This is a genomic window from Massilia cavernae (assembly GCF_003590855.1).
GTDB classification, from domain to species: Bacteria; Pseudomonadota; Gammaproteobacteria; order Burkholderiales; family Burkholderiaceae_D; genus Telluria_A; species Telluria_A cavernae.
In genome coordinates this window covers 15,645-39,306 of the sequence record NZ_QYUP01000126.1, presented here as the reverse complement: position 1 = coordinate 39,306, position 23,662 = coordinate 15,645, and the positions used below count along the sequence as shown (strand labels likewise).

General features: G+C 64.2%; 22 protein-coding genes, 1 tRNA gene and 2 pseudogenes. 5 read left to right on the top strand and 20 right to left on the bottom strand.

All coding sequences use genetic code 11. From position 1 onward, the window contains the following. Positions 1 to 6: 6 nt before the first annotated feature. From D3872_RS27100 to D3872_RS17020, 3 genes are all read right to left on the bottom strand, one after another. Positions 7 to 135, bottom strand: coding sequence for a hypothetical protein (locus D3872_RS27100; protein ID WP_274381735.1), 129 nt, complete (start codon positions 133 to 135; stop codon positions 7 to 9). Positions 136 to 264: 129 nt separating this feature from the next. Further along, on the bottom strand, positions 265 to 1,602 hold the full coding sequence (locus D3872_RS17025; RefSeq protein ID WP_119811925.1) for a sensor histidine kinase: 1,338 nt from the start codon (positions 1,600 to 1,602) through the stop codon (positions 265 to 267). Further along, a complete protein-coding gene (locus D3872_RS17020) occupies positions 1,599 to 2,264 on the bottom strand; it encodes a response regulator transcription factor (protein ID WP_119811924.1) in 666 nt (221 codons plus the stop codon). Before D3872_RS17020 ends, D3872_RS17025 begins: the two co-directional genes overlap by 4 nt. A 138-nt stretch (positions 2,265 to 2,402) precedes the next feature. Here D3872_RS17020 and D3872_RS17015 point away from each other — a divergent pair, with 138 nt between their 5' ends. Together D3872_RS17015 and D3872_RS17010 are read left to right on the top strand one after the other, a co-directional pair. After that, positions 2,403 to 4,328, top strand: coding sequence for a methyl-accepting chemotaxis protein (locus D3872_RS17015; protein ID WP_182915838.1), 1,926 nt, complete (start codon positions 2,403 to 2,405; stop codon positions 4,326 to 4,328). Between the two features lie 219 nt (positions 4,329 to 4,547). Continuing rightward, on the top strand, positions 4,548 to 5,357 hold the full coding sequence (locus D3872_RS17010) for a Crp/Fnr family transcriptional regulator (RefSeq protein ID WP_119811922.1): 810 nt from the start codon (positions 4,548 to 4,550) through the stop codon (positions 5,355 to 5,357). Here D3872_RS17010 and D3872_RS17005 read toward each other — a convergent pair. The 11 genes and pseudogenes from D3872_RS17005 to D3872_RS16955 form a co-directional block, all read right to left on the bottom strand. Then, positions 5,257 to 6,810 (bottom strand): CHASE3 domain-containing protein, encoded by a 1,554-nt coding sequence (locus tag D3872_RS17005; RefSeq protein ID WP_119811921.1) that lies wholly within the window; start codon positions 6,808 to 6,810, stop codon positions 5,257 to 5,259. The genes D3872_RS17010 and D3872_RS17005 overlap by 101 nt on opposite strands. A gap of 174 nt (positions 6,811 to 6,984) precedes the next feature. Beyond that, positions 6,985 to 7,617: a response regulator transcription factor gene (locus D3872_RS17000; protein WP_119811920.1), complete on the bottom strand. Its 633-nt coding sequence runs from the start codon at positions 7,615 to 7,617 to the stop codon at positions 6,985 to 6,987. 189 nt (positions 7,618 to 7,806) lie between these two features. After that, complete coding sequence (locus tag D3872_RS16995; RefSeq protein WP_119811919.1) at positions 7,807 to 8,226, bottom strand: MerR family transcriptional regulator; 420 nt, start codon at positions 8,224 to 8,226, stop codon at positions 7,807 to 7,809. Between the two features lie 6 nt (positions 8,227 to 8,232). Continuing rightward, on the bottom strand, positions 8,233 to 8,598 hold the full coding sequence (locus D3872_RS16990) for an integration host factor subunit alpha (protein ID WP_119811918.1): 366 nt from the start codon (positions 8,596 to 8,598) through the stop codon (positions 8,233 to 8,235). Positions 8,599 to 8,702: 104 nt separating this feature from the next. Next, positions 8,703 to 11,128: pseudogene (gene pheT, locus D3872_RS16985) on the bottom strand (phenylalanine--tRNA ligase subunit beta). Positions 11,129 to 11,159: 31 nt separating this feature from the next. Further along, a complete protein-coding gene (gene pheS, locus D3872_RS16980) occupies positions 11,160 to 12,176 on the bottom strand; it encodes a phenylalanine--tRNA ligase subunit alpha (protein WP_119811917.1) in 1,017 nt (338 codons plus the stop codon). A 117-nt stretch (positions 12,177 to 12,293) separates the two neighbouring features. Further along, positions 12,294 to 12,653 (bottom strand): 50S ribosomal protein L20, encoded by a 360-nt coding sequence (rplT, locus tag D3872_RS16975; RefSeq protein WP_119811916.1) that lies wholly within the window; start codon positions 12,651 to 12,653, stop codon positions 12,294 to 12,296. A gap of 21 nt (positions 12,654 to 12,674) precedes the next feature. Then, on the bottom strand, positions 12,675 to 12,872 hold the full coding sequence (rpmI, locus tag D3872_RS16970) for a 50S ribosomal protein L35 (RefSeq protein ID WP_119811915.1): 198 nt from the start codon (positions 12,870 to 12,872) through the stop codon (positions 12,675 to 12,677). Positions 12,873 to 13,056: 184 nt separating this feature from the next. Beyond that, positions 13,057 to 13,596 carry a translation initiation factor IF-3 gene (gene infC, locus D3872_RS16965; RefSeq protein WP_119811914.1) on the bottom strand — a complete coding sequence of 180 codons (540 nt, stop codon included), beginning with the start codon at positions 13,594 to 13,596 and terminating at the stop codon, positions 13,057 to 13,059. Between the two features lie 30 nt (positions 13,597 to 13,626). Further along, positions 13,627 to 15,534, bottom strand: a complete 1,908-nt coding sequence (thrS, locus tag D3872_RS16960; RefSeq protein ID WP_119811913.1) for a threonine--tRNA ligase — start codon at positions 15,532 to 15,534, stop codon at positions 13,627 to 13,629. 187 nt (positions 15,535 to 15,721) lie between these two features. Further along, positions 15,722 to 15,798: transfer RNA gene (locus D3872_RS16955), tRNA-Val, on the bottom strand. 158 nt (positions 15,799 to 15,956) lie between these two features. Between D3872_RS16955 and D3872_RS16950 the strand changes: the two genes are divergently transcribed. The 3 genes from D3872_RS16950 to D3872_RS26075 all read left to right on the top strand — a co-directional run bounded on the left by D3872_RS16950 (position 15,957) and on the right by D3872_RS26075 (position 17,589). Next, positions 15,957 to 16,871 (top strand): cation diffusion facilitator family transporter, encoded by a 915-nt coding sequence (locus tag D3872_RS16950; RefSeq protein ID WP_119811912.1) that lies wholly within the window; start codon positions 15,957 to 15,959, stop codon positions 16,869 to 16,871. Between the two features lie 52 nt (positions 16,872 to 16,923). Next, on the top strand, positions 16,924 to 17,262 hold the full coding sequence (gene fdx / locus D3872_RS16945; RefSeq protein ID WP_119811911.1) for an ISC system 2Fe-2S type ferredoxin: 339 nt from the start codon (positions 16,924 to 16,926) through the stop codon (positions 17,260 to 17,262). 84 nt (positions 17,263 to 17,346) lie between these two features. Further along, on the top strand, positions 17,347 to 17,589 hold the full coding sequence (locus D3872_RS26075) for a hypothetical protein (protein ID WP_220476953.1): 243 nt from the start codon (positions 17,347 to 17,349) through the stop codon (positions 17,587 to 17,589). A 26-nt stretch (positions 17,590 to 17,615) separates the two neighbouring features. On the opposite strand, the gene D3872_RS16935 is transcribed toward D3872_RS26075, so the two are convergent. From D3872_RS16935 to D3872_RS16915, 6 genes and pseudogenes are all read right to left on the bottom strand, one after another. Beyond that, positions 17,616 to 18,272, bottom strand: coding sequence for a hypothetical protein (locus D3872_RS16935; protein ID WP_119811910.1), 657 nt, complete (start codon positions 18,270 to 18,272; stop codon positions 17,616 to 17,618). Then, positions 18,269 to 19,207: an MlaD family protein gene (locus D3872_RS16930; protein WP_119811909.1), complete on the bottom strand. Its 939-nt coding sequence runs from the start codon at positions 19,205 to 19,207 to the stop codon at positions 18,269 to 18,271. Before D3872_RS16930 ends, D3872_RS16935 begins: the two co-directional genes overlap by 4 nt. A gap of 9 nt (positions 19,208 to 19,216) precedes the next feature. Continuing rightward, on the bottom strand, positions 19,217 to 20,047 hold the full coding sequence (locus D3872_RS16925; protein ID WP_229459371.1) for an MlaE family ABC transporter permease: 831 nt from the start codon (positions 20,045 to 20,047) through the stop codon (positions 19,217 to 19,219). Further along, a complete protein-coding gene (locus tag D3872_RS16920; RefSeq protein ID WP_119811908.1) occupies positions 20,019 to 22,268 on the bottom strand; it encodes a RelA/SpoT family protein in 2,250 nt (749 codons plus the stop codon). Before D3872_RS16920 ends, D3872_RS16925 begins: the two co-directional genes overlap by 29 nt. A gap of 6 nt (positions 22,269 to 22,274) precedes the next feature. Beyond that, positions 22,275 to 22,625 carry a RidA family protein gene (locus D3872_RS26615; RefSeq protein ID WP_229459375.1) on the bottom strand — a complete coding sequence of 117 codons (351 nt, stop codon included), beginning with the start codon at positions 22,623 to 22,625 and terminating at the stop codon, positions 22,275 to 22,277. A gap of 24 nt (positions 22,626 to 22,649) precedes the next feature. Beyond that, positions 22,650 to 23,522: pseudogene (locus D3872_RS16915) on the bottom strand (alpha/beta fold hydrolase); the annotation flags it as partial. Positions 23,523 to 23,662 lie beyond the last annotated feature (140 nt).

Sequence of the window (23,662 nt, the reverse complement as noted above, 5' to 3'; positions counted from 1 at the left end):
CTTCGCCTACCAGCAGCCGCTGACGGCCGCAGTCTGCGCGCCAGTGCTGGACAAGGTCAGTGTGCCGCAGCGGTCGCCTGCCTGGGCGTTGGCCGGAACAGCCTGCAGCGTGAACTTCTCATCGTCGGCCGCCACGAGAAACTGATGTTGAGCGGCGATGTGCAATTCGGTTCTCCGGCGCCTGGAGCGGCGTGAAATGTTTCATAATTAAAATCCGAATTTACCAACGTCAACGCTATTTCCCGAAAGATTTACCTAAACATATTATGCCGTAGGGAAACATACAAGCACCCGCACCCCCGTCCCGCCAGGTCCATCGGCAATCGACAGCAAGGCACCGTGGGCCAGGGCGATGTCGCGCACGATCGCCAGCCCGAGCCCGCTGCCCGGGATTTCGTGGTCGAGCCGGACGAAGCGCTGGAACACCGCCGCGCGCTGGTGGGACGGGATGCCGGGGCCGGAATCCTCCACTTCCAGCAAGCCGCCGCGCGGATCCGGGCGGCAGCGCACCGTGACCCGGCCGCCGGGCGGCGTGTAGCGCACCGCGTTGTCGACCAGGTTGTCGATCAGGTCGCCCAGCAGGAAACTGTCGCCCAGCACCATGGTCGGCTCGAGGTCGAAGCCGATGTCGATGTCCTTCTTGCCGGCTTCGCCGACAAAGTACTGGACCACGCCGGCCAGCAGCCGGGCCAGGTCGACGGGCTCGAGGCGGGCCTTCTCGAAACGGCTGGGTTCGGCCCGCGCCAGCGCCAGCAGCTGGTTGACCTGGCGGATCATGCGCTCGTTCGACTGCAACATCAGGCCCACCGAGCGCACGCTGTCGGCGTCGCCGGCATGGCGCGCGCCCAGCCATTCGAGCTGCAGCTTCATTCCGGCCAGCGGGGTGCGCAGCTGGTGCGCCATATTGGCCAGGAAATCGTGCTGGGCGGTAGCGCCGGCCTGGACCCGCCCGAGCAGGCCGTTGAAGGCGGACACCACCGGCGCCAGCTCGTAAGGCACGGCGCTGTCGTCGACCGGGGCCAGGTCGGCGCCGTCGCGCCCGTCCAGGTCGGCGCGCATGCGCGCCAGCGGCAGCAGGCCGTTGGTGACCGAAAACCAGATCAAACCAACCAGAGCCAGCGTGAACAAGCCTTCGACCAGCACCAGCGCGCGCAGCGTGGCCGAGCGGATCTGGTCGCGCTTGCGCAGCGTCTTGGCCACCGCCACCTGCACCGGCTGGCCGGCGGCCAGCACGATGGCACTGGCGGCGCGCACCGGTTCGCCGCGCATTTCGGCGTCATGCAGCTGCTGGCCGCGCGCCAGCGCCGGGAAATCGGGGTCGCCGGCGATGGTGCGCCCGCCGCTGCGCACGGTCAGGTAGATGGCGTCGGTCTGGTCGGCGCGCAGCACCTGCTCGGCCTGGCGCGGCAGGTCGACCTCGATGCCGCCCGCGCCCTGCCCCACGCGCGCCGCCAGTGCGGCGGCCGCGTCGGCAAGGCCCTGGTCGAAGGCCAGTTGCGCCGGAGTCCAGGCCAGCAGGTAGGTCAGGCCCGCCCCGGCCAGGTTGATCAGGAGGATGGGGCCGATCAGCCACTTGAGCAGGCGCAGCCGGATGCTGCTCACGCGGCCGGTTCCAGCATGTAGCCAAAACCGCGGATGGTGCGGATCGCGATGCCGCCGTCGGCCAGCTTGAGGCGCAGGCGCGAGATGTAGACCTCGACCGCGTTCAGGGTCAGGTCGTCGCCCCAGGGCTGGATGGCGTCGATGATCTGCTGCTTGGAGACCACCCGCGAGGCATGTTGCAGCAAGTATTCGAGCACCGCCCATTCGCGCACCGACAATTCGAGCGCGCGTTCGCCGACGCGGGCGCGCCGGGCCGACGTATCAAGCACCAGGCCGCCCAGCGACAGCACAGCCGGCGCCGGGGCGTTGCGTCGCGCCAGTGCACGGATGCGCGCCACCAGTTCGGCGGTGGCGAAAGGCTTGACCAGGTAATCGTCGGCGCCGGTCTCGAGGCCGCGCACGCGATCCTCGATGGCGTCGCGCGCCGTCAGCAGCAGCACCGGGGTGGCGGCGCCGCGCGCGCGCAGGCGCCGCACCACGTCGAAGCCGTCGATGCCGGGCAGGCCGATGTCGAGCACGGCCACCGCGTAGCCGCCGCGGGCCAGCGCCTGGTCGGCCTGGAGGCCGTCGCCGACCACGTCGACCTGCATGCCGTGGCCGCGCAGGATGCGGCCGAGGCCGTCAGCCAGGACGGCGTCGTCCTCTACCAGTAAAACGTGCATGTGTTGCAAACGGGTGGTTGGGGTGCGCCCATTATGCGGCAATTCATCATCCGGTAACAATCGCCGAGCAAAATTGCGTCACTGCAACTTTCTACTTCCATAACAATGATTTTCCTGCTATCTCCCGCAGTGGCCCTGATGCAACGCCTGCGCCTGCTTCCCAAATTCACGCTGGTGTGCCTGGTGTTCCTGCTGCCCTTGCTGGCGACCGGCGCCCTGCTCACCGCCGAACTGCAGAGGTCGATCGCCGCCAGCGCGGCCGAGCGCGCCGGCGCCGCCTACCTCGGCCAGTTGCAGGCCATCGTGCGACTGGTGCAGCAGCAGCGCGGCGAGGAACACCTGCGCCTGTCGACGCGCGGCCCGATGCCGGCGCCGGCGCTGCGCCAGGACATCGCGCGCCGTGTCGCCCAGCTCGACGCCCACCAGGCGCAGGCCGGCGAACTGGCCGCCCTGCCCGGCTGGACCGCCGCCAAATCGCAGTGGGAGCAAGTGGCGGCGCGCCAGGCCGGAGCCAGCGCGAAGGACAGCTTCGCCCGCCACAGCGCGCTGCTGGGCACGCTTTCTAAACTGGGCGCGGCGGTGGCCGCCCGCTCGGGCCTGCGCCTCGATCCGGAAGCGGCCAGCAATTCGCTGATCGCCCTGTCGGTGCATACCCTGCCCGAACTGGCCGAGCAGCTGTCGGTCATCGCCGGGCGCGGCGCCGCCTATATCGACACCGGCCTGTTCGAGGCCAACGAAGACCAGCTGGTCAATGCCAGCGCAATGATCGCGCGCCACGGCCTGGAGCGGATGCCGGCTGGCTACGGCGCACTGTTCGAAGCCGCACCGGCCCTGCGCGCAGCGCTCGGCGCCCACGCGCAGGCGGCCGCGGCCGGCAATGCCTTCCTCGACCGCACCCGCGACGAAGTGACCAATTCCTACAACCAGACCTCGGGTGCCCAGTACCTTGCCGCCGGCAACGCCGGCGTGGCGGGCCTGCACGGGCTGGCCGCGCTCGGCATGGAACAGCTCGACCTGCTGCTGGCCGAACGCGCCGCCCGCGCCAGCTGGCACCGCAACCTGGTGCTGGGAGCGATCGGCGCCGCCGTGCTGGTGGCGGCCTGGCTGTTCGGGGGCTTCTACATGTCCTTCTCGCGCGACATCCGCCGTCTCAACCGCGCTGTCCAGCGCGCCGCGGAAGGCGACCTGACCGTGCGCCTGAGTTCCGGCGCGGGCGACGAGATCGGCGACCTGGTCAACGCTTTCGGCCGCATGACCGGCTCGCTGGTCGGGCTGGTGACGGACATCCGGGCCGGCGCCGCCACCATCGGCGAGGCCACGCGCGACATGGCGGAGGGCAATACCGAACTGTCGCGCCACACCGATACCCAGGCCGGCGCACTGGCCGAGACGGTCGGCTCGATGGAGGCGCTGAGCGCCAGCGTGAGGCGCAGCGCCGCCCACGCGGCGTCCGGGCGCAGTATGGCCGAGGCGGCGTCCAGCGTCGCCGGGCGCGGCGCGCGCGCGGTCGGCGACGTGGTCGACACCATGGCCTCGATCCGCAGCAGCTCGCACAAGATTTCCGAGATCACGGGCGTGATCGACGGCATCGCCTTCCAGACCAACATCCTGGCCCTGAATGCCGCGGTCGAGGCCGCGCGCGCGGGCGAACAGGGACGCGGTTTCGCGGTGGTCGCGGGCGAGGTGCGCAACCTGGCCCAGCGTTCGGCCGCGGCCGCGCGCGAAATCAAGCAGCTGATCGGCAGTTCGGTGGCGACTGTCGATGCCGGCAACGCCCGCGTGGCCGAGGCCGGCAGTACCATTGCCCAGCTGGTCGGCGCGGTGGGCGAAGTCGAGCGGCTGATCGGAGAGATGGACGAGGCCGGCCGCCTGCAGGCGTCGGAAATTTCGCAGCTGGAAGATGCGATCGGCCGGATCGACGCCATGACGCGCCGCAACGGCGAACTGGCCGAGGCGGCACAGTCGGGCTCCGAACGATTGAACCTGGAAACGAACGGCCTGGCGCGCGCGGTCAGCATGTTTACGCTGGAGCGCGCACTGCCGGGCTTGAAGTTGGCGAACTGACCACGGAAATCTGGCAATTTTGGCCACAAAATTGCCGGTTTTGCCCTGTTCCTCCAGTAGGACTAGGCTGACAAAAGATCATGCATACAGCCTACATGGGTGCGACTGCCAGTCTTATGTTCGCCAACGGACTATAGCTTTAATGTTCACACATCGCGTTCACCGTGAAGTCAAAAGCGGGATCGTCCTGTAGTTACGTTAGAGATAGTGAGGAAAAAAATGAACAACACTCAAGTTGGTGGTACCGCACAGAAAGCACAATCGGCCGGCCCGATTCCTGTCAGCGCGCAGGAACTGAAAGCGGCATCCCGGCCCGTTGTCAGCTACAGCGGCACCCAGCAAAACGAGTTGTTGGCCGCGCTTCCGCGCAAGGACCTGGAAACGCTGTTCGAACACCTGGAACTGGTTCCGCTGCCATTTGGCAAAGAGTTGTTCGAATACGGCAACAAGCTCGAGTACGTTTATTTTCCTACCACCGCGATCGTCTCCCTGCTGTACGTGATGGAAGACGGCGCCACTACTGAAATCGCCGTTGTCGGCCACGAAGGCGTGGTCGGCGTGTCCCTGTTCATGGGCGAGCGCGCCATGTGCTCGGCCGTCGTGCAGAGCGCCGGCTACGGCTACCGCCTCAAGACCCCGTTCCTGCGCGATGCCTTCAACCAGGGCGGCGCCCTGCCCCAGCTGCTGATGCGCTACACCAATGCCCTGTTCGCCCAGATGGCCCAGAACGCCGTTGGCGGCCGCCACAGCTCGATCGAACAGAAACTGTGCCGCTGGCTGCTCGACCGCCTCGACCGTTCGCCAAGCAATGAACTGAAGGTCACCCAGGAGCTGATCTCGATCATGCTGGGCGTGCGCCGCGAAAGCATCACGGCCGCTGCCGGCAAGCTCCAGGACGACGGCCTGATCCAGTACCGCCGCGGCAACATCACCGTAATTGACCGTCAAGGCCTGGAGGAATATGCCGGGGAGTGTTACAAGGTGGCGAAGACGGAGTATGACCGCCTGCTGGTGGACGTGGCTCGCTGAGCGAAGCATCCGCCATCGTTAACTGCGGCACAGCGCCGCCCGGCGAAGCGTCGCCCGGCGCTTCCGCGCCGTTTTTCTTTGGTTCAATCGGAATCCATGCCTCGACCGAGGTGCCGACGTCGTTGACGCCACGGCTGACGGTCAGGGTCCCGCCCAGCAGCAAGGCACGCTCGCGCATGCCCAGCAGGCCGTGCGACTTGGGCTTGGCGGCCTGGTCGGTGTCGATACCGATGCCGTCGTCCGACACTTCCAGCGCCAGGCCGTCGCCGTCGCGCGACAGGTGCACGATCACGTGGCGCGCGCCGGCATACTTGGCCACGTTGTTGAGCGCTTCCTGCACGATGCGGAACACCGCGATCGCATGCATCGGGCCGGCCACGTCGACGCCGTCCTCGATCATGGCTTCGCAATCGACGCCGGTGACGGTGGCGAATTCCTCGCAATAACTCTGCAGCGCGGCCGCCAGGCCCAGGTTATCCAGCAGGCTGGGGCGCAGGTTCTCGACGATGCGGCGCTTCAGTTCCACCGTGGTAATCAGGGTCATGCGCGCGCGGTCCAGCCTTTGCGCGATGTGGGCGTGCTCCCGGCGCAGTTCGTCGGCGGCGCCGTTGATGTCGATGCTGATGGCGGTCAGGTTGGCGCCCATCTCGTCGTGCAGCTCGCGCGCCAGCCGCGATTTTTCTTCCTCGGACAGGCGGATCAGGTGGCGCGACAGCACCGACAGCTGGTCGGTGCGCAGCGCCACCATCGATTCCAGGTTTTCGTTGGCGTGCTGGAGCGCGCGCTGGGCCACGATGCGCGAGGCGAAGCTGCTGCGGATCAGGCGGTAGAACAGCAGGATGACCAGGATCGCGGCGGCGTTGATGCCGATGCCGAGTATTACCGCGTTCTGGTATTCGGCGTAAAACGCGGCCCGGTGCGCGGCCATCGACTCGTTCTGCTCCTTGGCCATGATGACCATCAGCAGCCGGATCTCGTCCATGTCGGCTTTGCTGTCGTCGGTCGCGGCGATGCGCGCGATGTCGGCCAGCCCTCCTTCGCGGTACACACCGATGGTCTGGTTCAGCACGTCGAGCTTGCGCCATACCAGGGTGCGCAGCTGGGCCAGGTTCTTCTGTTGGGACGGGCTGTCGGCCAGCAGCAGCTCCAGTTCGCGGAACTGCGGCTCGACTTCGGCGGTGGCGGTGCGCATCGGCCCCAGGTAGACGTCCGAGCCGGACAGGAAATAGCCGCGCAGGTTGCTTTCGGCGTCCATCACCAGCACATTGAGTTTTTGCAGCTTGTCGCTGACGCTGACGGTCTTGCCCTGCACGGCGTTGGCGCCGTTGAGCGACGCCAGGTTGTGGAACAGGCTGGCGCCATTGACGACCAGGATCAGCACGCACACGAGGCACAGCACCGTTGTGTAAAACGGCAGCCTTGGCTCGCCTTCAGGTTCAGTGGTGAAATACATCGCGTTCCTTATGCAAGCGGCAGAACTAGTCTGGCGAACATTATAGACCGGGATTTTGTTGCATTGCAGCCAGATTTAGTCCAATCGTGCGGGACTTGGCAGGTGGATAAGGGGTGTTGCAGCGCGGCATGTATGCCGCAGGCAGCGCCTGGTGGGACGCGGCCGGGCCCCTGCTCAGTCGAGCAGGTTGTTCTTCATGGCGTAATAGGTCAGGTCGCTGTTCGACTGCAAGCCCATCTTTTCCATGATGCGGGTACGGTAAGTCGACACGGTTTTAATGCTGAGCGACAGCGCCACGCCGATGTCCGACACGGTCGCGCCCTTGGCCAGCCGCAGGAACACCTGGAACTCGCGGTCGGACAACTCCGTATGCAGCGCGGTGTTGGGGTCGCGGTCGAAGCTTTGCGCCAGCAGTTCGCCGACGGTGGATGACACATAGCGGCGGCCCTGGAACACGGTGCGCACCGCGGTTTTCAGTTCGTCGGCTTCGCATTCCTTGTTCAGGTAGCCGTTGGCGCCCATCTTGAACAGGTTCAACGCGTACTGCTGGGCCGGATAGCCGGACAGGATCAGCACCGGCAGGTTCGGCTGGCCCTGGCGGATGGTGCGCAGGGTGTCGATCCCGCTCTGGTCGGGCATCGCGATGTCGAGCAGGAGCACGTCGCAAATTTCGCGGCGCGCGATATCGAGGGCCTCGCGCCCGGTTCCACCTTCGGCGACGACTTCAAAGTCTGGCGACGAGGAAAAAATCTGTTTGAAACCTGCTCTTACTATCTGGTGATCGTCACAAATGGCAACGCGTATCATTGTCTTCCCTTAATGTTTCCTGCCAGAGGAAGGTTGCTGCGCATATGTCTTCCCAACAAATTTCAATATTAGCATTCTAGCACTTGGACACCGCGTACAACACAGCGGCAGCGTGCGGGTCGGCGGGAAGCGTAAAGCGTAGTGGAAAAATGTCGTAAAGGGGCACAGCCGCGCCCTCTTTTTCTTGGATCAGGCCTGTTTCAACAGATCCAGGATGGCGAGAAGTTCCCGGCGAACCATGGCGCTGTCGAGCGGGAAAGTGTGGCCATCGGCCGCGCCGCGGGAGGCCGCATCGAGGACAGGCTCGCCCGGCGCCGCGCCGGCGTCGCCGTTGCGGCTGTCCAGCTTGTTGCGGGCGCCGCTGATCGTGAAGCCCTGTTCATACAGGAGCTCGCGGATGCGCCGGATCAGCAGTACTTCATGGTGCTGGTAGTAACGCCGGTTGCCCCGGCGTTTGACCGGCTTGAGCTGGGTGAATTCCTGTTCCCAGTAGCGCAGCACGTGCGGTTTGACGCCGCACAATTCGCTCACTTCCCCGATCGTGAAATAGCGCTTGGCCGGGATAGGCGGCAGCGCGACCAGGTCAGCCTTGGCAAGACGGTCGTTCATGGTTTATCAGGCGGCGCGCGCCATCGACGGCGTCGACGATGGCGGGCTGGTCTCTTCGACCATGCCCTTGAGTTTCTGGCTGGCGTGGAAGGTCACGACGCGGCGCGCCGTGATCGGGATTTCCTCGCCCGTCTTGGGGTTGCGGCCCGGCCGCTGCGGCTTGTCGCGCAGCTGGAAGTTGCCAAAGCCCGAAAGCTTGACCGCTTCGCCGCGCTCGAGCGCATTGCGGATCTCGTCAAAGAAGGTCTCGACCATGTCCTTGGCTTCGCGCTTGTTCAGCCCGACCTGCTCGAACAGCAGCTCGGCAAGCTCGGCCTTGGTCAAGGTCGGCATGTCCTTCTCCGCCTCCTGGCGGACCCTGGCATCCTGCATCGCACGATGCAAGTCAGCCGCCAGTGCCGATTGGAGGACGGCCGAATCTACGTCATTGTTATTAATTTTGCAGCCCTGCCTATAACGCTACGTTTTGGATAAGTTTATGCACGCGCTTTGGCGTGATGTTTTTCTCTTGCGGCATCCTGTACCGCCGCCATGACGGCGTCGACCTGATCGTCCTGCAAGGTGGTTTGAGTATCTTGCAAGCTAAAGCGGAAAGCAAGGCTTTTTTCATCCGATTCCAGCCCCTTGCCGCGATATTCATCAAACAAAACAATGGCTTGCACGATCTTGCCGGCCGGATTAGCCGCGATTCCCGCCTTGAACGCATCGAGCAGCTCCTGCGCCGACACGCTTTGCTTGACTACCAGCGCGAGGTCGCGGGTAGCGCCCGGGAACTTCGAGATCTCTTCATACTTTGGCAATTGGCGTTGCTGCAACGCAACTGCATCCACCTCGAACAGCACCGGCGCCTGCGGCAGGTCGTACTTTTGCAGCCAGCGCGGGTGCAACTCGCCCAGGAAACCGATTTCCTTGCCATCCAGCCATACCGACGCCGAACGGCCCGGATGCAGCGCCGGGTGTGCCGTCTTTTCGAAACGCAGCGTCTGCGGCGCGAACACCGCTTCCAGGTCGGCCTTGACGTCGAAGTAGTCGACCGCGCGGGTGGCCACGTCCCACTGCTCGTCCACAGCCGGGCCGTAGGCGATCGCCGCCACGCGCTTGGGCTGGTCGAAACCGGCCACAGCCAGCGGGCCGTCGGCGGCCGCCGGGTTGCGTTTGAAGATGGCGCCGATTTCGAAGGCGCGCACCCTGCCCGCCTTGCGGTTCAGGTTGTAGCGCACGTTGGCCACCAGGCTGCCGATCAGCGACGAGCGCATCACGGACATCTGGCTGGCGATCGGGTTTTGCAGCTTGATCGGGTCGCCGTTGCCGGAGAAATCGCTCTCCCAGGCCGACTCGACGAAGCTCATGTTGACCACTTCCTGGTAGCCGAGGTCGGCGACCTGGTGACGGATCGCGAACAGCGAACGGGTGTCCTCGGGCGCGGCCAGCATCGCGCTGGCAGCCACCGGCGGATGCGCCGGGATGTTCTCGAAGCCGTACACGCGCGCGACTTCCTCGATCAGGTCTTCCTCGATCTCGATGTCGAAGCGGTACGACGGCGCGGTCACCGAGAACACGCCGTCCTGCTGGGTGAACTCGAGGCCGAGGCGGTTGAAGATGTCGGCCACCATGGCGTCGGTAACCGGCACGCCGATCACCTTCTGGGCGCGCGCGGTGCGCATCGTCACAGGCTTGCGCTCGGGCAGGTTGACCACGGTGTCGTCGACCGGACCGACCTTGGTGTCAGGCGTGCCGCAGATTTCCAGGATCAGCCCGGTGATGCGCTCGATGTGGCCGACGGTGGTGGCGAAATCGACGCCGCGCTCGAAGCGGTGCGCCGCATCGGTCGAGAAGTTGAAACGGCGGGCGCGGCCCTGGATGGCGTTCGGCCACCAGAACGCCGCTTCCAGGTAGATGTTGGTGGTGTCGAGGCTGACCGCGGTGGAGTCGCCGCCCATGATGCCGGCCAGCGATTCGAGCTGCCGGTCGTCAGCAATGACGCCGACCCACTCGTCGACGTCGACGGTGTTGCCGCTCAGGAGCTTCAGTGTTTCACCCTTGCGGCCCCAGCGCACGTCGATCTTGCCGTGGATCTTGTCCAGGTCGAATACGTGCGACGGACGGCCCAGCTCCAGCATGACGTAGTTGGAGATGTCCACCAGCGCCGAAACCGGGCGCTGGCCGCTGCGCTCGAGGCGCTGCTTCATCCAGGCCGGGGTTTCCGCGCGGGCGTTCAGGCCGCGGATGACGCGGCCGGTAAAGCGGCCGCACAGGTCCGGCGCGCTGACCGTCACCGGCAGCACTTCGTCAAGTGTGACCGCGATCTCGCGCGCCGTAGGCACGTGCATCGGCACGCCGGTCAGGGCCGACACTTCGCGCGCCACGCCCAGCACCGACAGGCAGTCCGCCTTGTTCGGGGTCAGCTTGATGGTGAACTTGAGGTCGTTCAGCGCGAGGTAGTCGCGGATATTCTGTCCGACCGGCGCATTCGGCGGCAGTTCCATCAGGCCGCTGCTTTCTTCCGACAGCTTCAGCTCTTTCGCCGAGCACATCATGCCCTGCGACTCGACGCCGCGCAGCTGGCCGACCTTGATCTCGAACGGCTTGCCGTCCGCGCCAGGGGCAGCACGGCGCCGGCCATCGCGCAGATCGCCTTCATGCCCGCGCGCACGTTCGGTGCGCCGCAAACGATGTTCAGGTGGGTGCCGGTGCCGACGTTGACGGTGCACACGTTCAGGCGGTCGGCGTTCGGGTGCCTGGTCACTTCCAGCACCTCGGCCACCACCACGTTCGAGAACGGCGGCGCGACCGCCTCCACTTCTTCGACTTCGAGACCGGACATCGTCAGCATGTGGGCCAGTTCATCCGACGTCATCTTCGGATCGACCATGGTACGGAGCCAGTTTTCGGAAAATTGCATAATCTAAGCCTTCAGCCGCAAAAAATTATTATTAGTTGAACTGTTTCAGGAAGCGCAGGTCGCCCTCGTAGAACAGGCGCAGGTCGTTGATCCCGTAGCGCAGCATGGTCAGGCGCTCGAGGCCGGAGCCGAACGCGAAGCCGATGTACTTTTCAGGATCGAGGCCAAAGTTCTTCACCACGGTCGGATGCACCTGGCCGGCGCCCGACACTTCCAGCCAGCGCCCTTTCAGCGGGCCGCTGCCGAAGGCGATGTCGATCTCGGCCGACGGTTCGGTGAACGGGAAGTAGGATGGGCGGAAGCGCACCTGCAGGTCGTCGGTCTCGAAGAAGGCCTTGACGAAGTTCAGGTACACGCCCTTCAGGTCGGCGAAGCTGATGTCCTCGGCGATCCACAGGCCTTCGACCTGGTGGAACATCGGCGAGTGCGTGGCGTCGCTGTCGACGCGGTAGGTGCGGCCCGGCGCGATCACCTTGATCGGCGGGTTGTGGGTGCGCGCGTAGCGTACCTGCATCGGGCTGGTGTGGGTGCGCAGCAGCAGCGGCTTGCCGGTGCTGTCGTTGCCTTCGACGTAGAAGGTGTCCTGCATCGAGCGGGCCGGATGGTTTTCCGGGCTGTTCAGCGCGGTGAAATTGGTCCAGTCGGTTTCGATCTCGGGGCCGTCGGCCACGTCGAAACCGATCGAGCGGAAGATCTCCTCGACCCGCTCCCAGCTGCGCATCACCGGGTGGATGCCGCCCTTCGAGCGGCCGCGGCCCGGCAGGGTGATGTCGATCGCTTCGGCGTTCAGGCGCGCTTCCATCTGGGCGTTCGCCAGGGCGTCGCGGCGCGCGCTCAGCGCGCTTTCGATCTGCACCTTGGCCGCATTGATCAGGGCGCCCTGGGCCTTCTTCTGTTCCGGCTCGAGCTTGCCCAGGCCCTTCATTTGTTCGGTGATCTGGCCGGTCTTGCCGAGGTATTTGGCTTTGGCGTTTTCAAGTGCGGCAGCGTCGGCGGCGGCGATAAAGTCAGCCTGCGCAGCGACGACGAGTTCATCCAGGGAGTTCATGCGTGTGTGTTTTCCTGAGCTATTCCACAATCAAAAACGGGGCACAGGTTTGAACCTCTGCCCCGCTCTTTTCGCGCCGCCAGGAGGCGGCGCTAACCTGCTTGCATCAATCCCTGCTTAGGCAGCGATCTTTGCTTTAACGGTGTTGACAATCGCGGCGAAGGCCGGCTTGTCCATCACAGCCATGTCGGCCAGGACTTTACGGTCCAGTTCGATCATTGCCTTCTTGAGGCCGTTCATGAATACGCTGTAGGTCATGCCATGCTCACGGGAAGCGGCATTGATACGAGCGATCCACAGGCGGCGGAACACGCGCTTCTTGTTGCGGCGATCGCGGTAGGCATACTGGCCAGCGCGCATGACTGCTTGCTTGGCAACGCGGTATACCTTGCTGCGGCGACCACGGTAGCCTTTAGCTTGTACAAGAATCTTTTTATGACGGGCACGAGCTGTAACCCCACGTTTTACTCTAGGCATAGTAACTCCTTAGTTGTGAGATTAAGCAGATGGCATCATGCGCATGACGGACGTGACGTCGGACGCATTGATGTTACGGGTACCACGCAGCTGACGCTTGTTTTTGGTGGTCTTCTTGGTCAGGATGTGGCGCTTGAAAGCCATACCCGATTTGACGGTACCACCTGGACGCACGCGAAAACGCTTCTTCGCGGAGCTTTTGGTCTTCATTTTTGGCATTTTAGTTCTGCCCTGTTGGGCAGCTCCAATTGAAAGGATTGCAGGTGGCAGCAACTCGCTGCGCTTAGATGCCTGCTTTCACAGTATTTTTTCCGCACCCGAAGGCAGGAAACCGCAGATTTTAACACAGGTTTTGGAACCTGAGTACATCCGGCGAGCGGAAAAACCGTAGGGTGGAAGGTGCTTACTTCTTTTTCTTCGGCGACAGGATCATGATCATCTGGCGGCCTTCCATCTTCGGGAACTGCTCGACCTGGCCGTACGGCTCGAGGTCGGCTTTAAGGCGTTCCAGCATGCGGAAACCGATGTCCTGGTGGGCCATCTCACGGCCGCGGAAACGCAGCGTGATCTTGGTTTTGTCGCCCTCGTCGAGGAACTTGATCAGGTTGCGCAGCTTGATGTTGTAATCGCCATCATCCGTACCCGGACGGAATTTGACTTCCTTCACGGCGATGATCTTCTGCTTCAACTTGGCTTCGTGCGCGCGCTTCTGCTCCGAATACTTGAACTTGCCGTAGTCCATCAGGCGGCAAACCGGTGGCTGCGCCGTAGGCGCAATTTCCACCAGGTCTACGTTCGCTTCTTCGGCCAGGCGAAACGCCTCAGCCAGGCTCACAATGCCGAGCGGCTCATTGTCGACCCCAGAGAGACGCATTTCGGGGGCAGTGATCTCGCCATTGATGCGATGCGACTTGTCAGTAGCTATGTTGTTTCCTTTTAATATCTAATGGATTTGCTGTGCGGAATTATCATCTCAGGCCTTGGTTTCGACCTCGTGCTTGAGACGCTCGATCAGCGCGTCGACAGGCATGACGCCCAGGTCGACATTGCCGCGTGCTCGCACAGCTACAGTGTTGGCATCCCGCTCTTTATCGCCGATTACAAGGATGTAAGGCAGTTTTTGGACGGAATGCTCTCGTATTTTATAGGTAATTTTCTCGTTGCGCAAATCAGCATGCACGCGGAATCCGGCTTTCCTCAAACGCGCGGCCAGGTCTGTTGCGTATTCGGCCTGGGCGTCCGAAATGTTCAGCACCGCCACCTGCACCGGGGCCAGCCACATCGGCAGCGCACCGGCATAGTTTTCGATCAGGATACCGATGAAGCGCTCCAGCGAGCCGACGATCGCACGGTGCAGCATGACCGGCACCTTGCGGGTGTTGTCGTCCGCCACATACTCCGCGCCGAGGCGGCCCGGCATCGAGAAGTCGACCTGCATGGTGCCGACCTGCCACGGACGGCCGAGGCTGTCCTTCAGGTGGTACTCGATCTTCGGGCCGTAGAAGGCGCCCTCGCCCGGCAGTTCGGTCCAGCTGACGCCGCACTTGCGCAGCGCCGCGCGCAGCGCTTCTTCGGCGGTATCCCACACTTCGTCGGAACCGATGCGGTTATCCGGGCGCAGCGCAATCTTGACGTCGATGTTCGAGAAGCCGAAGTCGGTGTAGACCTCCATCGCCTGGGCGTGGAAAGCCGTTACTTCCGGCTCGATCTGCGCTTCGGTGCAGAAGATGTGCCCGTCGTCCTGGGTGAAACCGCGCACGCGCATCACGCCGTGCAGCGCGCCCGAAGGCTCGTTGCGGTGGCACTGGCCGAACTCGCCGTAGCGCAGCGGCAGGTCGCGGTAGCTCTTCATGCCCGCGTTGTAGATCTGCACGTGGCCAGGGCAATTCATCGGCTTGAGCGCGTACGAACGGTTTTCGGACTCGGTCGAGAACATGTTCTCGCGGTAGTTTTCCCAGTGACCGGTCTTTTCCCACAGCGTGCGGTCGAGGATCTGCGGCGCCTTCACTTCCTGGTAGCCGTTGACCTGGTACTTGTTGCGCATGTACTGCTCGACCTGCTGCCAGATGGTCCAGCCTTTCGGATGCCAGAACACCAGGCCCGGCGCCTCGTCCTGGAAGTGGAAGAAGTCGAGCTGCTTGCCCAGCTTGCGGTGGTCGCGCTTTTCCGCCTCTTCCAGGTTGTGCAGGTAGAGCTCCTGGTCTTCCTTCTTGGCCCAGGCGGTGCCATAAACACGCTGCAGCATTTCGTTCTTCGAATCGCCGCGCCAGTAGGCGCCGGCCAGCTTCATCAGCTTGAATACCTTCAGCTTGCCGGTCGACGGCACGTGCGGGCCGCGGCACAGGTCGGTGAAACCGCCTTCGGCGTACAGCGACACGTCTTCGTTGACCGGAATCGATGCGATGATCTCGGCCTTGTAGTGTTCGCCGATCGACTTGAAGTAGGCAACCGCCTCATCGCGCGGCATGACGCTGCGCGTGACTCTCTCGTCGCGCTTGGCGATTTCAGTCATTTTCTTTTCGATGGCAGCCAGGTCGTCCGGGGTGAACGGGCGCTTGTACGAGAAGTCGTAATAGAAACCGTTTTCGATCACCGGGCCGATGGTGACCTGCGCATCCGGGAACAGCTCCTTGACGGCGTAAGCCAGCAAGTGGGCGGTCGAGTGGCGGATCACATCGAGGCCTTCCGGATCCTTGTCGGTGACGATCGCCAGGTCGGAATCTTTCTCGATCAGGAAGGAAGTATCGACGACCTTGCCGTCGACCTTGCCGGCCAGTGCGGCTTTGCCGAGGCTGCTGGCGATGCTCGTCGCAACATGCGACACGGTGACCGGGCCGTCGAACTGACGCTGCGAACCATCTGGGAGTGTGACTGCGACCATGCTGCTCTCCTGAACTAAGACTGATATTTGATGAACAAAAAATGCGGACGAAAAAAAACGCGGACTAGCCGCGTTTTTTCTTTTTCCAAGCCAAAGAAATCCCCACGCTGACTAGCGTCGCCCCCACAACTTGGTTGTAGTTCGCGGTGTCATAACCGTGGTGCCTTTCTCGCTCTTACATATATTCTGGTGGGCGGTGAGGAATTCGAATCCCCGACCCCTTGGATGTCGACCAAGTATTCTAACCAGCTGAACTAACCGCCCGATGCCCAGCATTATAGAGAGGCGTTTCGCGAAAAACAAGGGCTATTTTTCCGCTTAGTTAGAATTCTTTCAAAATTGCTGCCATGAGCATGGTCCCTGACCCGCGAGCGCCAACCCATATACACTGTTGCCTGTTCCTCTACTTACAACAAGCAATAATGCAGCCGACTCACACCGACACGCCCTCCTCCCATCTTCACGCGCACGGCGCCGGCGACGCAAAGCACGCCCACTCGATCGCGGGCCGCAGCCAGTCCATCCTCGGCTGGGCGTTCGGCCTGACCTTGCTGTTCGCCGGCGTCGAAGTATTCGCCGGCTTCATCGCCAATTCGCTTGCACTGATTTCGGACGCGGGCCACATGGTGACCGACGCCGCCGCGCTCGGCCTGGCGCTGATGGCGCAGCTGATCGCGCGCCGTCCGCCGTCGTCGAAGCATTCGTTTGGATTCGTGCGCGCCGAGGCGCTGGCCGCCTTCGTCAACGCACTGGTCATGCTGGCCGTCGTCGGCTGGATCGTCTACGAAGCGTCGCAGCGCTTCAGCCACCCGGAAGCGGTTCAGGGCAACACCGTGATGATCGTCGCGGCGATCGGCCTGGCGATCAATTGCATCGTCGCGTGGGTACTGTCGCACGACAAGGACAGCCTGAACACCCGCGCCGCGCTGGTGCACGTGATGGGCGACTTGCTGGGATCGATCGCCGCGCTGGTGGCCGGCGCCGTAATCGCGATGACCGGCTGGATGCAGATCGACCCGCTGTTGTCCGTCATCGTCGCGCTGCTGATTTTGAAGTCGACCTTCGGCGTGCTGAAGGACTCGTACCACTTCCTGATGGAAGGCGTGCCGCAGCACATCGACTACCTGAAAGTCGGCGCCGACCTGGAACAGGTGCCGGGCGTGCTGTCGGTGCACGACCTGCACGTGTGGGACATGTCCCCGGGCGAACCGGCGCTGATCGGCCACCTGGAAATCCGCGACCTGTCGGAATGGCCTACGGTGCTGGCCGCTGTCCGCGCCATGCTGCTCGAACGGCACGGCATCGACCACGTGACCCTGCAGCCCGAAACGCACTGACGCCACGGGCGTACAATCTGACGGACAGCTTCAACAAACTGCCGAGGCAAGCATGCCAACCGTCACCGTACTCCCGCATCCCGAATACGCCCCCGGAGGCGCCCTCATCGACGCCGCTGCGGGAGCCAGCATCTGCGATACGCTGCTCGACAACGGCATCGACATCGAGCACGCCTGCGGCAAGGTCGGCGCATGCACGACCTGCCACGTTGTCGTTGTCGAGGGTTTCGGGTCGCTGAACGAAGTGGACGACAACGAGGAGGACATGCTCGACCGCGCCTGGGGTCTCCAGCCAAACTCGCGCCTGTCGTGCCAGGCAATCATCGCCGGCGACGACCTGGTGGTCGAGATTCCGCGCTACTCGGTGAACCTGGCGAAGGAAGGAGCGTAGAACGCTGCCTGTAAGCCTGGTCTTACCCCGAGCCGGCTTGGACGCCGATTCCTGTGCGAAACACTCAGCCGCAGAATCGTGGATATGGAACCTTCACATATCTACGCTACGCTGGTCATCGGCGGCGGTCCCGGCGGCCGGCTGCAGCTGATTCCCGTTTCCCATAACTTCCCCGGCTTCGATGAATACCAGGCCACGATCGTCCCGGGCCTGTATGCGGTGGGGGATGTGGTGCGCGGGTTGAACCAGGTCAGCGTCGTCGCTGGGCATGCGGCGGTGGCCGCGACGAATATCCATGCGCGGCTGCCGTGCCGCTATCGCGAATGACGTCGCGCGGTTTATTCGGCGGATGCCTAAGGCAGCGCGACATCGATGCGGCGCTGGATGCGCGCCGCCTCGGCGGTATCGCCCGCCGCCTCCGCACGCTTGCGCGCCACGCCCAGCCACACCAGCAGCGGACGGCGCCAACCCTGTCCTGACGCTGTTTCCGTAGCCAGCGCGATGTCGGCCGGCGCCAGCCGGCCTGCCTTCATCAGCGCACCGGCTGCGACTAAGCGCGACAGTGGATCGGGGATCGCCGTCAGGACCGCTGTCCCCTGCCCTTCGGCCACGCGCGCCACGGCCTGGTGCTGCGCCGGCAGCAAGCCCGCGTCGACTTCCTGCCACCTGCCGGCCAGATACGCCGCGTAGGCCCGCTCGCCCGGTGTCGCGGCGTCGGCCAGTGCGGCGAAACCTGGGCAGTCATCGAACTCCAGCGCCGCGACGCGGGTGGCGCAGCGCACCAGCTCCGCGAAGGCCACGAGGTCGGGACGGCCGGTGCTGGCGATCTCGCTGCGCGCCCGCGCGAACTCGGTGTCGGCAATCGACGTGTTCCCCTTCAGGTAAGCGTCGCTGTAGCCCTTCAACGCATCTGCCGCATTTACCTTCCACGACGGCTGTACCGGCTTACTGCCGCAGGCCGCAAGCGCGGCCGCGACGGCCATCGCAATGACGAAGTTTTTCTTGTTCATGGCAGCTTCAGTTCCGGTTCGCGTGCAAATGGCCACTTGCGGTTGATTTCATCGATCATGCGTGTCACCTTGCGCAGGCTGGCGTCGACCTCGGCGCGCAGTGCGCCCAGGCCCTTGGTCGCTCCCTTGGCGTTCGACGCCACACCCTGTGCTTCCTCGAGCACAGCATCGACCTTCTTCAGCGAGTTGCTGGCATCCTTCAGCACCACATTCAGCTGGATGACGGCGGCCTGGGTGTCGTCCATCAGCCCCTGCTTGCCGAACACGCGCTGGTCGGTCTTGGCCAGGAGGGCGTTGACACGGTCGAGCGTGACCACCAGCTTGTGCGCTTCCTCGTCGCTGCCGAGCGCCCCGCCCAGCAAGCCGTATTTGCCCGACAGGCGGCCGGTGACGGTCTGCAGGTTGGCCAGGCTGGCGTTGATGGCCGACTCGCTGCCGGTCATCGCCTCCAGGTTCTCGAGCAGCGTGCGCGCCGTCGCAACCAGGCGCGGTATCTCGGCCGCCGTATCGCCGCGCAGCACCGTGCGCACCGCGCCATCGGGCAGCGGCGGGTCTTCCAGGATGCCGGTGAAAGCCTTGATCTTGGTGTCGCCCACCATCCCGCGCTCCAGCGTGAACACGCTGCTCGTCTTGAGCCACTGCGCATCCTTCTTGCTGACGTCGACCAGGATGCGCGCCTTGCCGTCGGACGCCAGCTCCAGCCGCTGCACGCGGCCGATCGGGAAGCCCGAGAACGTGAGGTCCATGCCGGGCGCCACGCCTTCCGAGTCGTCCGCCAACAGCACCAGCCTTTGCGTCTGTTCGAACACGCCGCGTGCGTACATCACGTACAGGATGAAAGCGACGGACAGCACGGCCATCAGGATCAGCAGCACCACAGCCTTGGCTTCGACGTGCGGCACCGGTTCTGAGGTGGCGGCTTCGGTTTCGGTCATGTGGTTCCTCTAAATGTATTTGACGGCCAACGATGCGGCCTCGATCAGCAACAGCACGAACAGCAGCCGCACCGCGCCCGGCTGCACCGTCGACGACGGCTTCAGCCCGTAGCGGTGCATCTCCAGGATCGCGGCGGTCGGGATCACCGCCACCGCCAGCCCGAAGCAGATGGTCTTGGCGATGAAGCCGATCGTCACGGCGGGATTGAACACCCGCCCGACCGTCCGCGTGTAATCCGCAATGCCCCACCGCGACAGTCCGTACAGGTTCATGTAGGCCAGCACCAGCACGATCACGCTGCTGACCATCGCCAGGCTCAGTACCGCGAACGCGTTGGCAATCACCTGCGGCACCAGATCCTGGCGCAGCCGCTTCTGGGCCTTCTCCGACCTGTCCGGCGAGGCTGCGGCAGCAACCGCCAGCGCATCGCCCACGTTGAAGGCCAGTCCGGCGCGCAGTGCGACGAACATCGCGGCCGTGAGCGGAATCAGCTCCAGCACGAGCACGCGCACCACCATTTCAAGCGCGAACGCGGACAATCCATAGCTCAGGGCCGTCACCACCACAATGCGGATGATGACGAGGCTGACCAGCGCCGCCAGCGCGGTGAACCACGGCAGCACCTGCCAGGTGCTCGTATAGATGAACTGCGAAGCCACGATGCGGTTGCCGCGGTTATAAGACTTGAACGAGAACGCCATCACCAGCGCGATCGCGGTCAGGTGCAGCATATACCACCAGCTGCGCGCGGTGCGCAGCACCACGCGGCCCCAGTCGGCCGGCTTGGTGTAGAGGAAGGAGGCCGGCATGCTACTGGCGCCGCGCTTCGACCACGCCATTGACTTCGCCGATGGCCGCCAGCGCCTTCTGCAGCTGCCCGGTCGATCCGATTTCGGCGGTGAAGGTCATGCGCGCCTGGCCCTTCGCGCTTTGCGTGTTCACGCCGATCACGTTGATCTTCTCGCGCGAGAATACCTCTGAAATATCGCGCAGCAGCCCTTGCCGGTCTCCGGCCAGGATGAACAGGTCGACCGGGTAGACGGTGTCTTGCTCCGCGCGGCCCCACTCGGTGTGGATCACGCGCTCGGGCGCCTTGTTGCGCATCTCGGCGAAGTTCTTGCAGTTGGCACGGTGGATCGACACGCCCTTGCCGCGCGTGACAAAGCCGACGATGCCGTCCGGCGGCGCCGGCTTGCAGCACCTGGCGAGCGCCGTCATCAGCCCGTCGGTGCCCACCACCAGCACGCCCGACTTGGCGCCCTGCTCCACGCTCGAGGCGCGGCTCTTGTTCAGGACCACCGCGTCTTCCTGCGCAGCAGGTGGGGCGCCGGTGTCCTTCAGCGCGTTCTCGACGTTGCGCAGGCTGAATTCGTCCTTGCCGATCGAGACGAACATTTCGTCGACCTTGTTGAACCCCAGCTTCTGCGCCAGCGCTTCGAGGTTGACCGCGGTCTTGCCCTCGCGCTGCAGCGTCTTCTCGACCTGGGCGCGGCCGTTCGCCAGCGTCTCCTGCTGGTCGATCGCATGGAACCAGGCGCGCACCTTGGCGCGGGTGCGGGTGCTGACGGTGTAGCCGGGGCTGAGCCAGTCGCGCGACGGGCCGGCGCTGCCCGGCGCGCCCTTGGCGGTAATGATCTCGCAGGTCTGGCCGTTCTTCAGCGGGGTATTCAGGGGCACCATCACGCCGTCGACGCGCGCGCCGCGGCAGCGGTGGCCAACCTCGCTATGCAGGTGATAGGCAAAGTCGATCGGCGTGGCGCCGACCGGCAGTTCCAGCACGCGCGCCTGCGGCGTCAGCACGAAGATGCGGTCGTCCAGGGTCGCGGACTTGAGCTTTTCCACCCACTCGCGCTGGATTTCCTCTTCCTCGACGACGGCGTCGGCCACGTCGGTCTTCCACGCCAGCAGCTGGCGCAGCCAGGCGATTTTCTCGTCGTACTTCTGGCCCTTGAAGTTGGACCCGCCCTCTTCCTTGTAGCGCCAGTGCGCGGCCACGCCGTACTCGGCGAAGTTATGCATTTCCTGGGTCCGGATCTGGACTTCCAGCGGCCGGCCGTCCTCCGCCATGACCACCGTGTGCAGCGACTGGTAGCCGTTCGGCTTGGGACGCGAGATGTAGTCGTCGAATTCCTTCGGTATCGGCGTCCAGATGTTATGGACCACGCCCAGCACCGTATAGCAGGTCTTGATGTCGTCGACGATCACGCGGAAGGCGCGTACGTCATACAACTCGCTGAAGTCGAGGTCCTTGCCGCGCATCTTGTTCCAGATGCTGTAGATGTGCTTCGGACGGCCGAACACTTCGGCCTTGATGCCGGCCGCCGCCAGCTCGTCCTGCAGGCGCGTGATGGCCGACTGCACGAAGCCTTCGCGCATCATGCGCTTCTCTTCGAGCATCTTGGCGATGCGCTTGTAGGTGTCCGGTTCGATGAAACGGAACGACAGGTCTTCCAGTTCCCACTTGAGCTGCCAGATACCGAGCCGGTTGGCCAGCGGCGCATACAGGTCGAGCGTCTCGCGCCCGTAGGCGTGGGTCATGTCGTTGAACAGCTTGATGTCGGCGAAGTAGCGCGAGGTGGTGACGCACGAGGCCAGGCGCACCAGCACCACGCGCATGTCGCTGGCCATCGCCAGCAGCATCTTGCGCAGCGTCTCGACCTGGGCCACGGCGCGCTGCGACGCGCCCCGGCTGCGCCCGCCACCGGTGTCCTTCTGCCCGACGGTCATGTCGCGCAGGCGGATCAGCTGGCGCACGCCCGACACCAGGTCGGTCGCGTCCTTGCCGACCCGCGCTTCCAGGCCGGCCGAGGCGTCGGGGTCGAGCACCGTCAGTTCGAACAGCAGCCCGGCGATGCGCGTTTCGGCGTCGGTGTTCAGGTAGGCCAGCGTGCCGGCCACGCCGATCGAGAAATCGAGCGCGTCCTGGCCCGAGGTGCAGGTCTTGCCTTCATACGCCTCGCCCGCATAGTCCAGCGCGGCCTTCACGCGTGCGGCGTCGTCAGGGCTCAGGCCCTGGACGAGCTGGGTCGTTGCGCTGCCGAGCGCCGCGATGGACACCATGGCGGGTTAGCGCTTGCCGGCGGTGACGACGATTTCGACCAGGCAGGCCGGGTTGGCAAGCTTCGCTTCGACGGTGGCGCGCGGCGGCGTGTGGCCCTGGGCCACCCACTCGTCCCATACTTCGTTCATCGCCGGGAAGTTGGCCATGTCGGTGATGTAGATCTGGCACATCAGGATGCAGGTCTTGTCGCTGCCTGCCTCGCCCAGCAGGCGGTCGACGCTGGCCAGCACCTCGCGGGTCTGGCCGCCGATGTCGGCGCTGGTGTCTTCGGCGATCTGGCCTGCCAAATAGATGGTGTCGTTGTGGATCGCCACTTCGGACAGGCGTTTTCCTACGTGCAGTCGTGTAATTTCCATGGTCTGTTTTCCTTCTCCGGCCTGGCCGGTTAAAAATTGTTTGGCAATTGCGATTTGATCGTCGTGCAGGAAGGTCGGCGCATGGCCGACATTCGGTATTTCAACCAGCATGGCCTTCGGGCCGCGCCTGGTCATCTCTTCTGCCGTCGCATGCGACAGCAGATCGGAGTCGGCTCCGCGCACCAACAGCACCGGGCAGCGGATCGCATCATACGCTGCCCACAGCATGCGCTCGTCGGCTTTCGCGGTTTCGGGCGTGCTGGAGCGGAACGGCTGCGCCAGGCCCATGTCGTAATGGCGCACCCACTGACCGTCGTCCTGCCTGCGCAGCACGTCGGCGGCCAGCTTGTGCCATTCCTCGCCGCTGTGCTCGCCGAACGACAGCGAGACGTCGCGCACGAAGGTGGCGGCGGTGTCGAAGTCCGGGAAGCGCATCTCCTGGCCGATATACTCGCCGATGCGCTGCAGCGCGGCCGGGTCGAGGCTCGGCCCGATGTCGTTCAGCAGAAGCCGGCGGATCGGGTTGCCCGGCAGCGAAGCCAGCGCCATGCCGATCAGGCCGCCCATCGAGGTGCCGAACCAGTCGATCGTGGTGCCGGGCACGGCCGACACGCGCGCGACCAGGGTCATCATGTCGCTGACGTATTGCGGCACGCGGTACAGCTCCGGGTTGGCCAGCTTGCCCGAGCGCCCGCGCCCGACCACGTCGGGACACACCACGCGGTAGCGATCGCACAGGGCGCGCGCCAGGTTGTCGAAGTCGTCGCCGACCCGCGTCACGCCATGCACGCAGACCAGCACGTTCGGATTATTCTCGTCGCCCCATTCCTTGTACGACATGTCGTGAAGGCCTGAGGGCGAGATGCACTGGACGGATTTTATTCTTGGTTCAATCATGCCGATTCCTTTGATTGGCGGATATCCGTCGCCCTTGCGCAGTCCAGCCAAGTACCAAACTTGTGGCGAAACTGACATTTTACCGGGCGTTGCGATTAGAATTCTACCAAGGTGCGGCGTAGCGCGCTGCTCATCCTTCC

Coding starts and splice junctions, on each gene's coding strand:
- D3872_RS17005 (WP_119811921.1), bottom strand. CDS start 6,810: ATGTATTTCACCACTGAACCTGAAGGCGAGCCAAGGCTGCCGTTTTAC.
- D3872_RS26615 (WP_229459375.1), bottom strand. CDS start 22,625: ATGGAAATTACACGACTGCACGTAGGAAAACGCCTGTCCGAAGTGGCG.
- rplT (WP_119811916.1), bottom strand. CDS start 12,653: ATGCCTAGAGTAAAACGTGGGGTTACAGCTCGTGCCCGTCATAAAAAG.
- D3872_RS16995 (WP_119811919.1), bottom strand. CDS start 8,226: ATGAACGACCGTCTTGCCAAGGCTGACCTGGTCGCGCTGCCGCCTATC.
- fdx (WP_119811911.1), top strand. CDS start 16,924: ATGCCAACCGTCACCGTACTCCCGCATCCCGAATACGCCCCCGGAGGC.
- D3872_RS17010 (WP_119811922.1), top strand. CDS start 4,548: ATGAACAACACTCAAGTTGGTGGTACCGCACAGAAAGCACAATCGGCC.
- D3872_RS16950 (WP_119811912.1), top strand. CDS start 15,957: ATGCAGCCGACTCACACCGACACGCCCTCCTCCCATCTTCACGCGCAC.
- thrS (WP_119811913.1), bottom strand. CDS start 15,534: ATGGTCGCAGTCACACTCCCAGATGGTTCGCAGCGTCAGTTCGACGGC.
- D3872_RS26075 (WP_220476953.1), top strand. CDS start 17,347: ATGGAACCTTCACATATCTACGCTACGCTGGTCATCGGCGGCGGTCCC.
- D3872_RS17015 (WP_182915838.1), top strand. CDS start 2,403: ATGCAACGCCTGCGCCTGCTTCCCAAATTCACGCTGGTGTGCCTGGTG.
- D3872_RS16925 (WP_229459371.1), bottom strand. CDS start 20,047: ATGGCGTGGTCGAAGCGCGGCGCCAGTAGCATGCCGGCCTCCTTCCTC.
- rpmI (WP_119811915.1), bottom strand. CDS start 12,872: ATGCCAAAAATGAAGACCAAAAGCTCCGCGAAGAAGCGTTTTCGCGTG.
- D3872_RS17000 (WP_119811920.1), bottom strand. CDS start 7,617: ATGATACGCGTTGCCATTTGTGACGATCACCAGATAGTAAGAGCAGGT.
- D3872_RS16935 (WP_119811910.1), bottom strand. CDS start 18,272: ATGAACAAGAAAAACTTCGTCATTGCGATGGCCGTCGCGGCCGCGCTT.
- D3872_RS16930 (WP_119811909.1), bottom strand. CDS start 19,207: ATGACCGAAACCGAAGCCGCCACCTCAGAACCGGTGCCGCACGTCGAA.
- D3872_RS16920 (WP_119811908.1), bottom strand. CDS start 22,268: ATGGTGTCCATCGCGGCGCTCGGCAGCGCAACGACCCAGCTCGTCCAG.
- D3872_RS17020 (WP_119811924.1), bottom strand. CDS start 2,264: ATGCACGTTTTACTGGTAGAGGACGACGCCGTCCTGGCTGACGGCCTC.
- pheS (WP_119811917.1), bottom strand. CDS start 12,176: ATGAACTCCCTGGATGAACTCGTCGTCGCTGCGCAGGCTGACTTTATC.
- D3872_RS16990 (WP_119811918.1), bottom strand. CDS start 8,598: ATGCAGGATGCCAGGGTCCGCCAGGAGGCGGAGAAGGACATGCCGACC.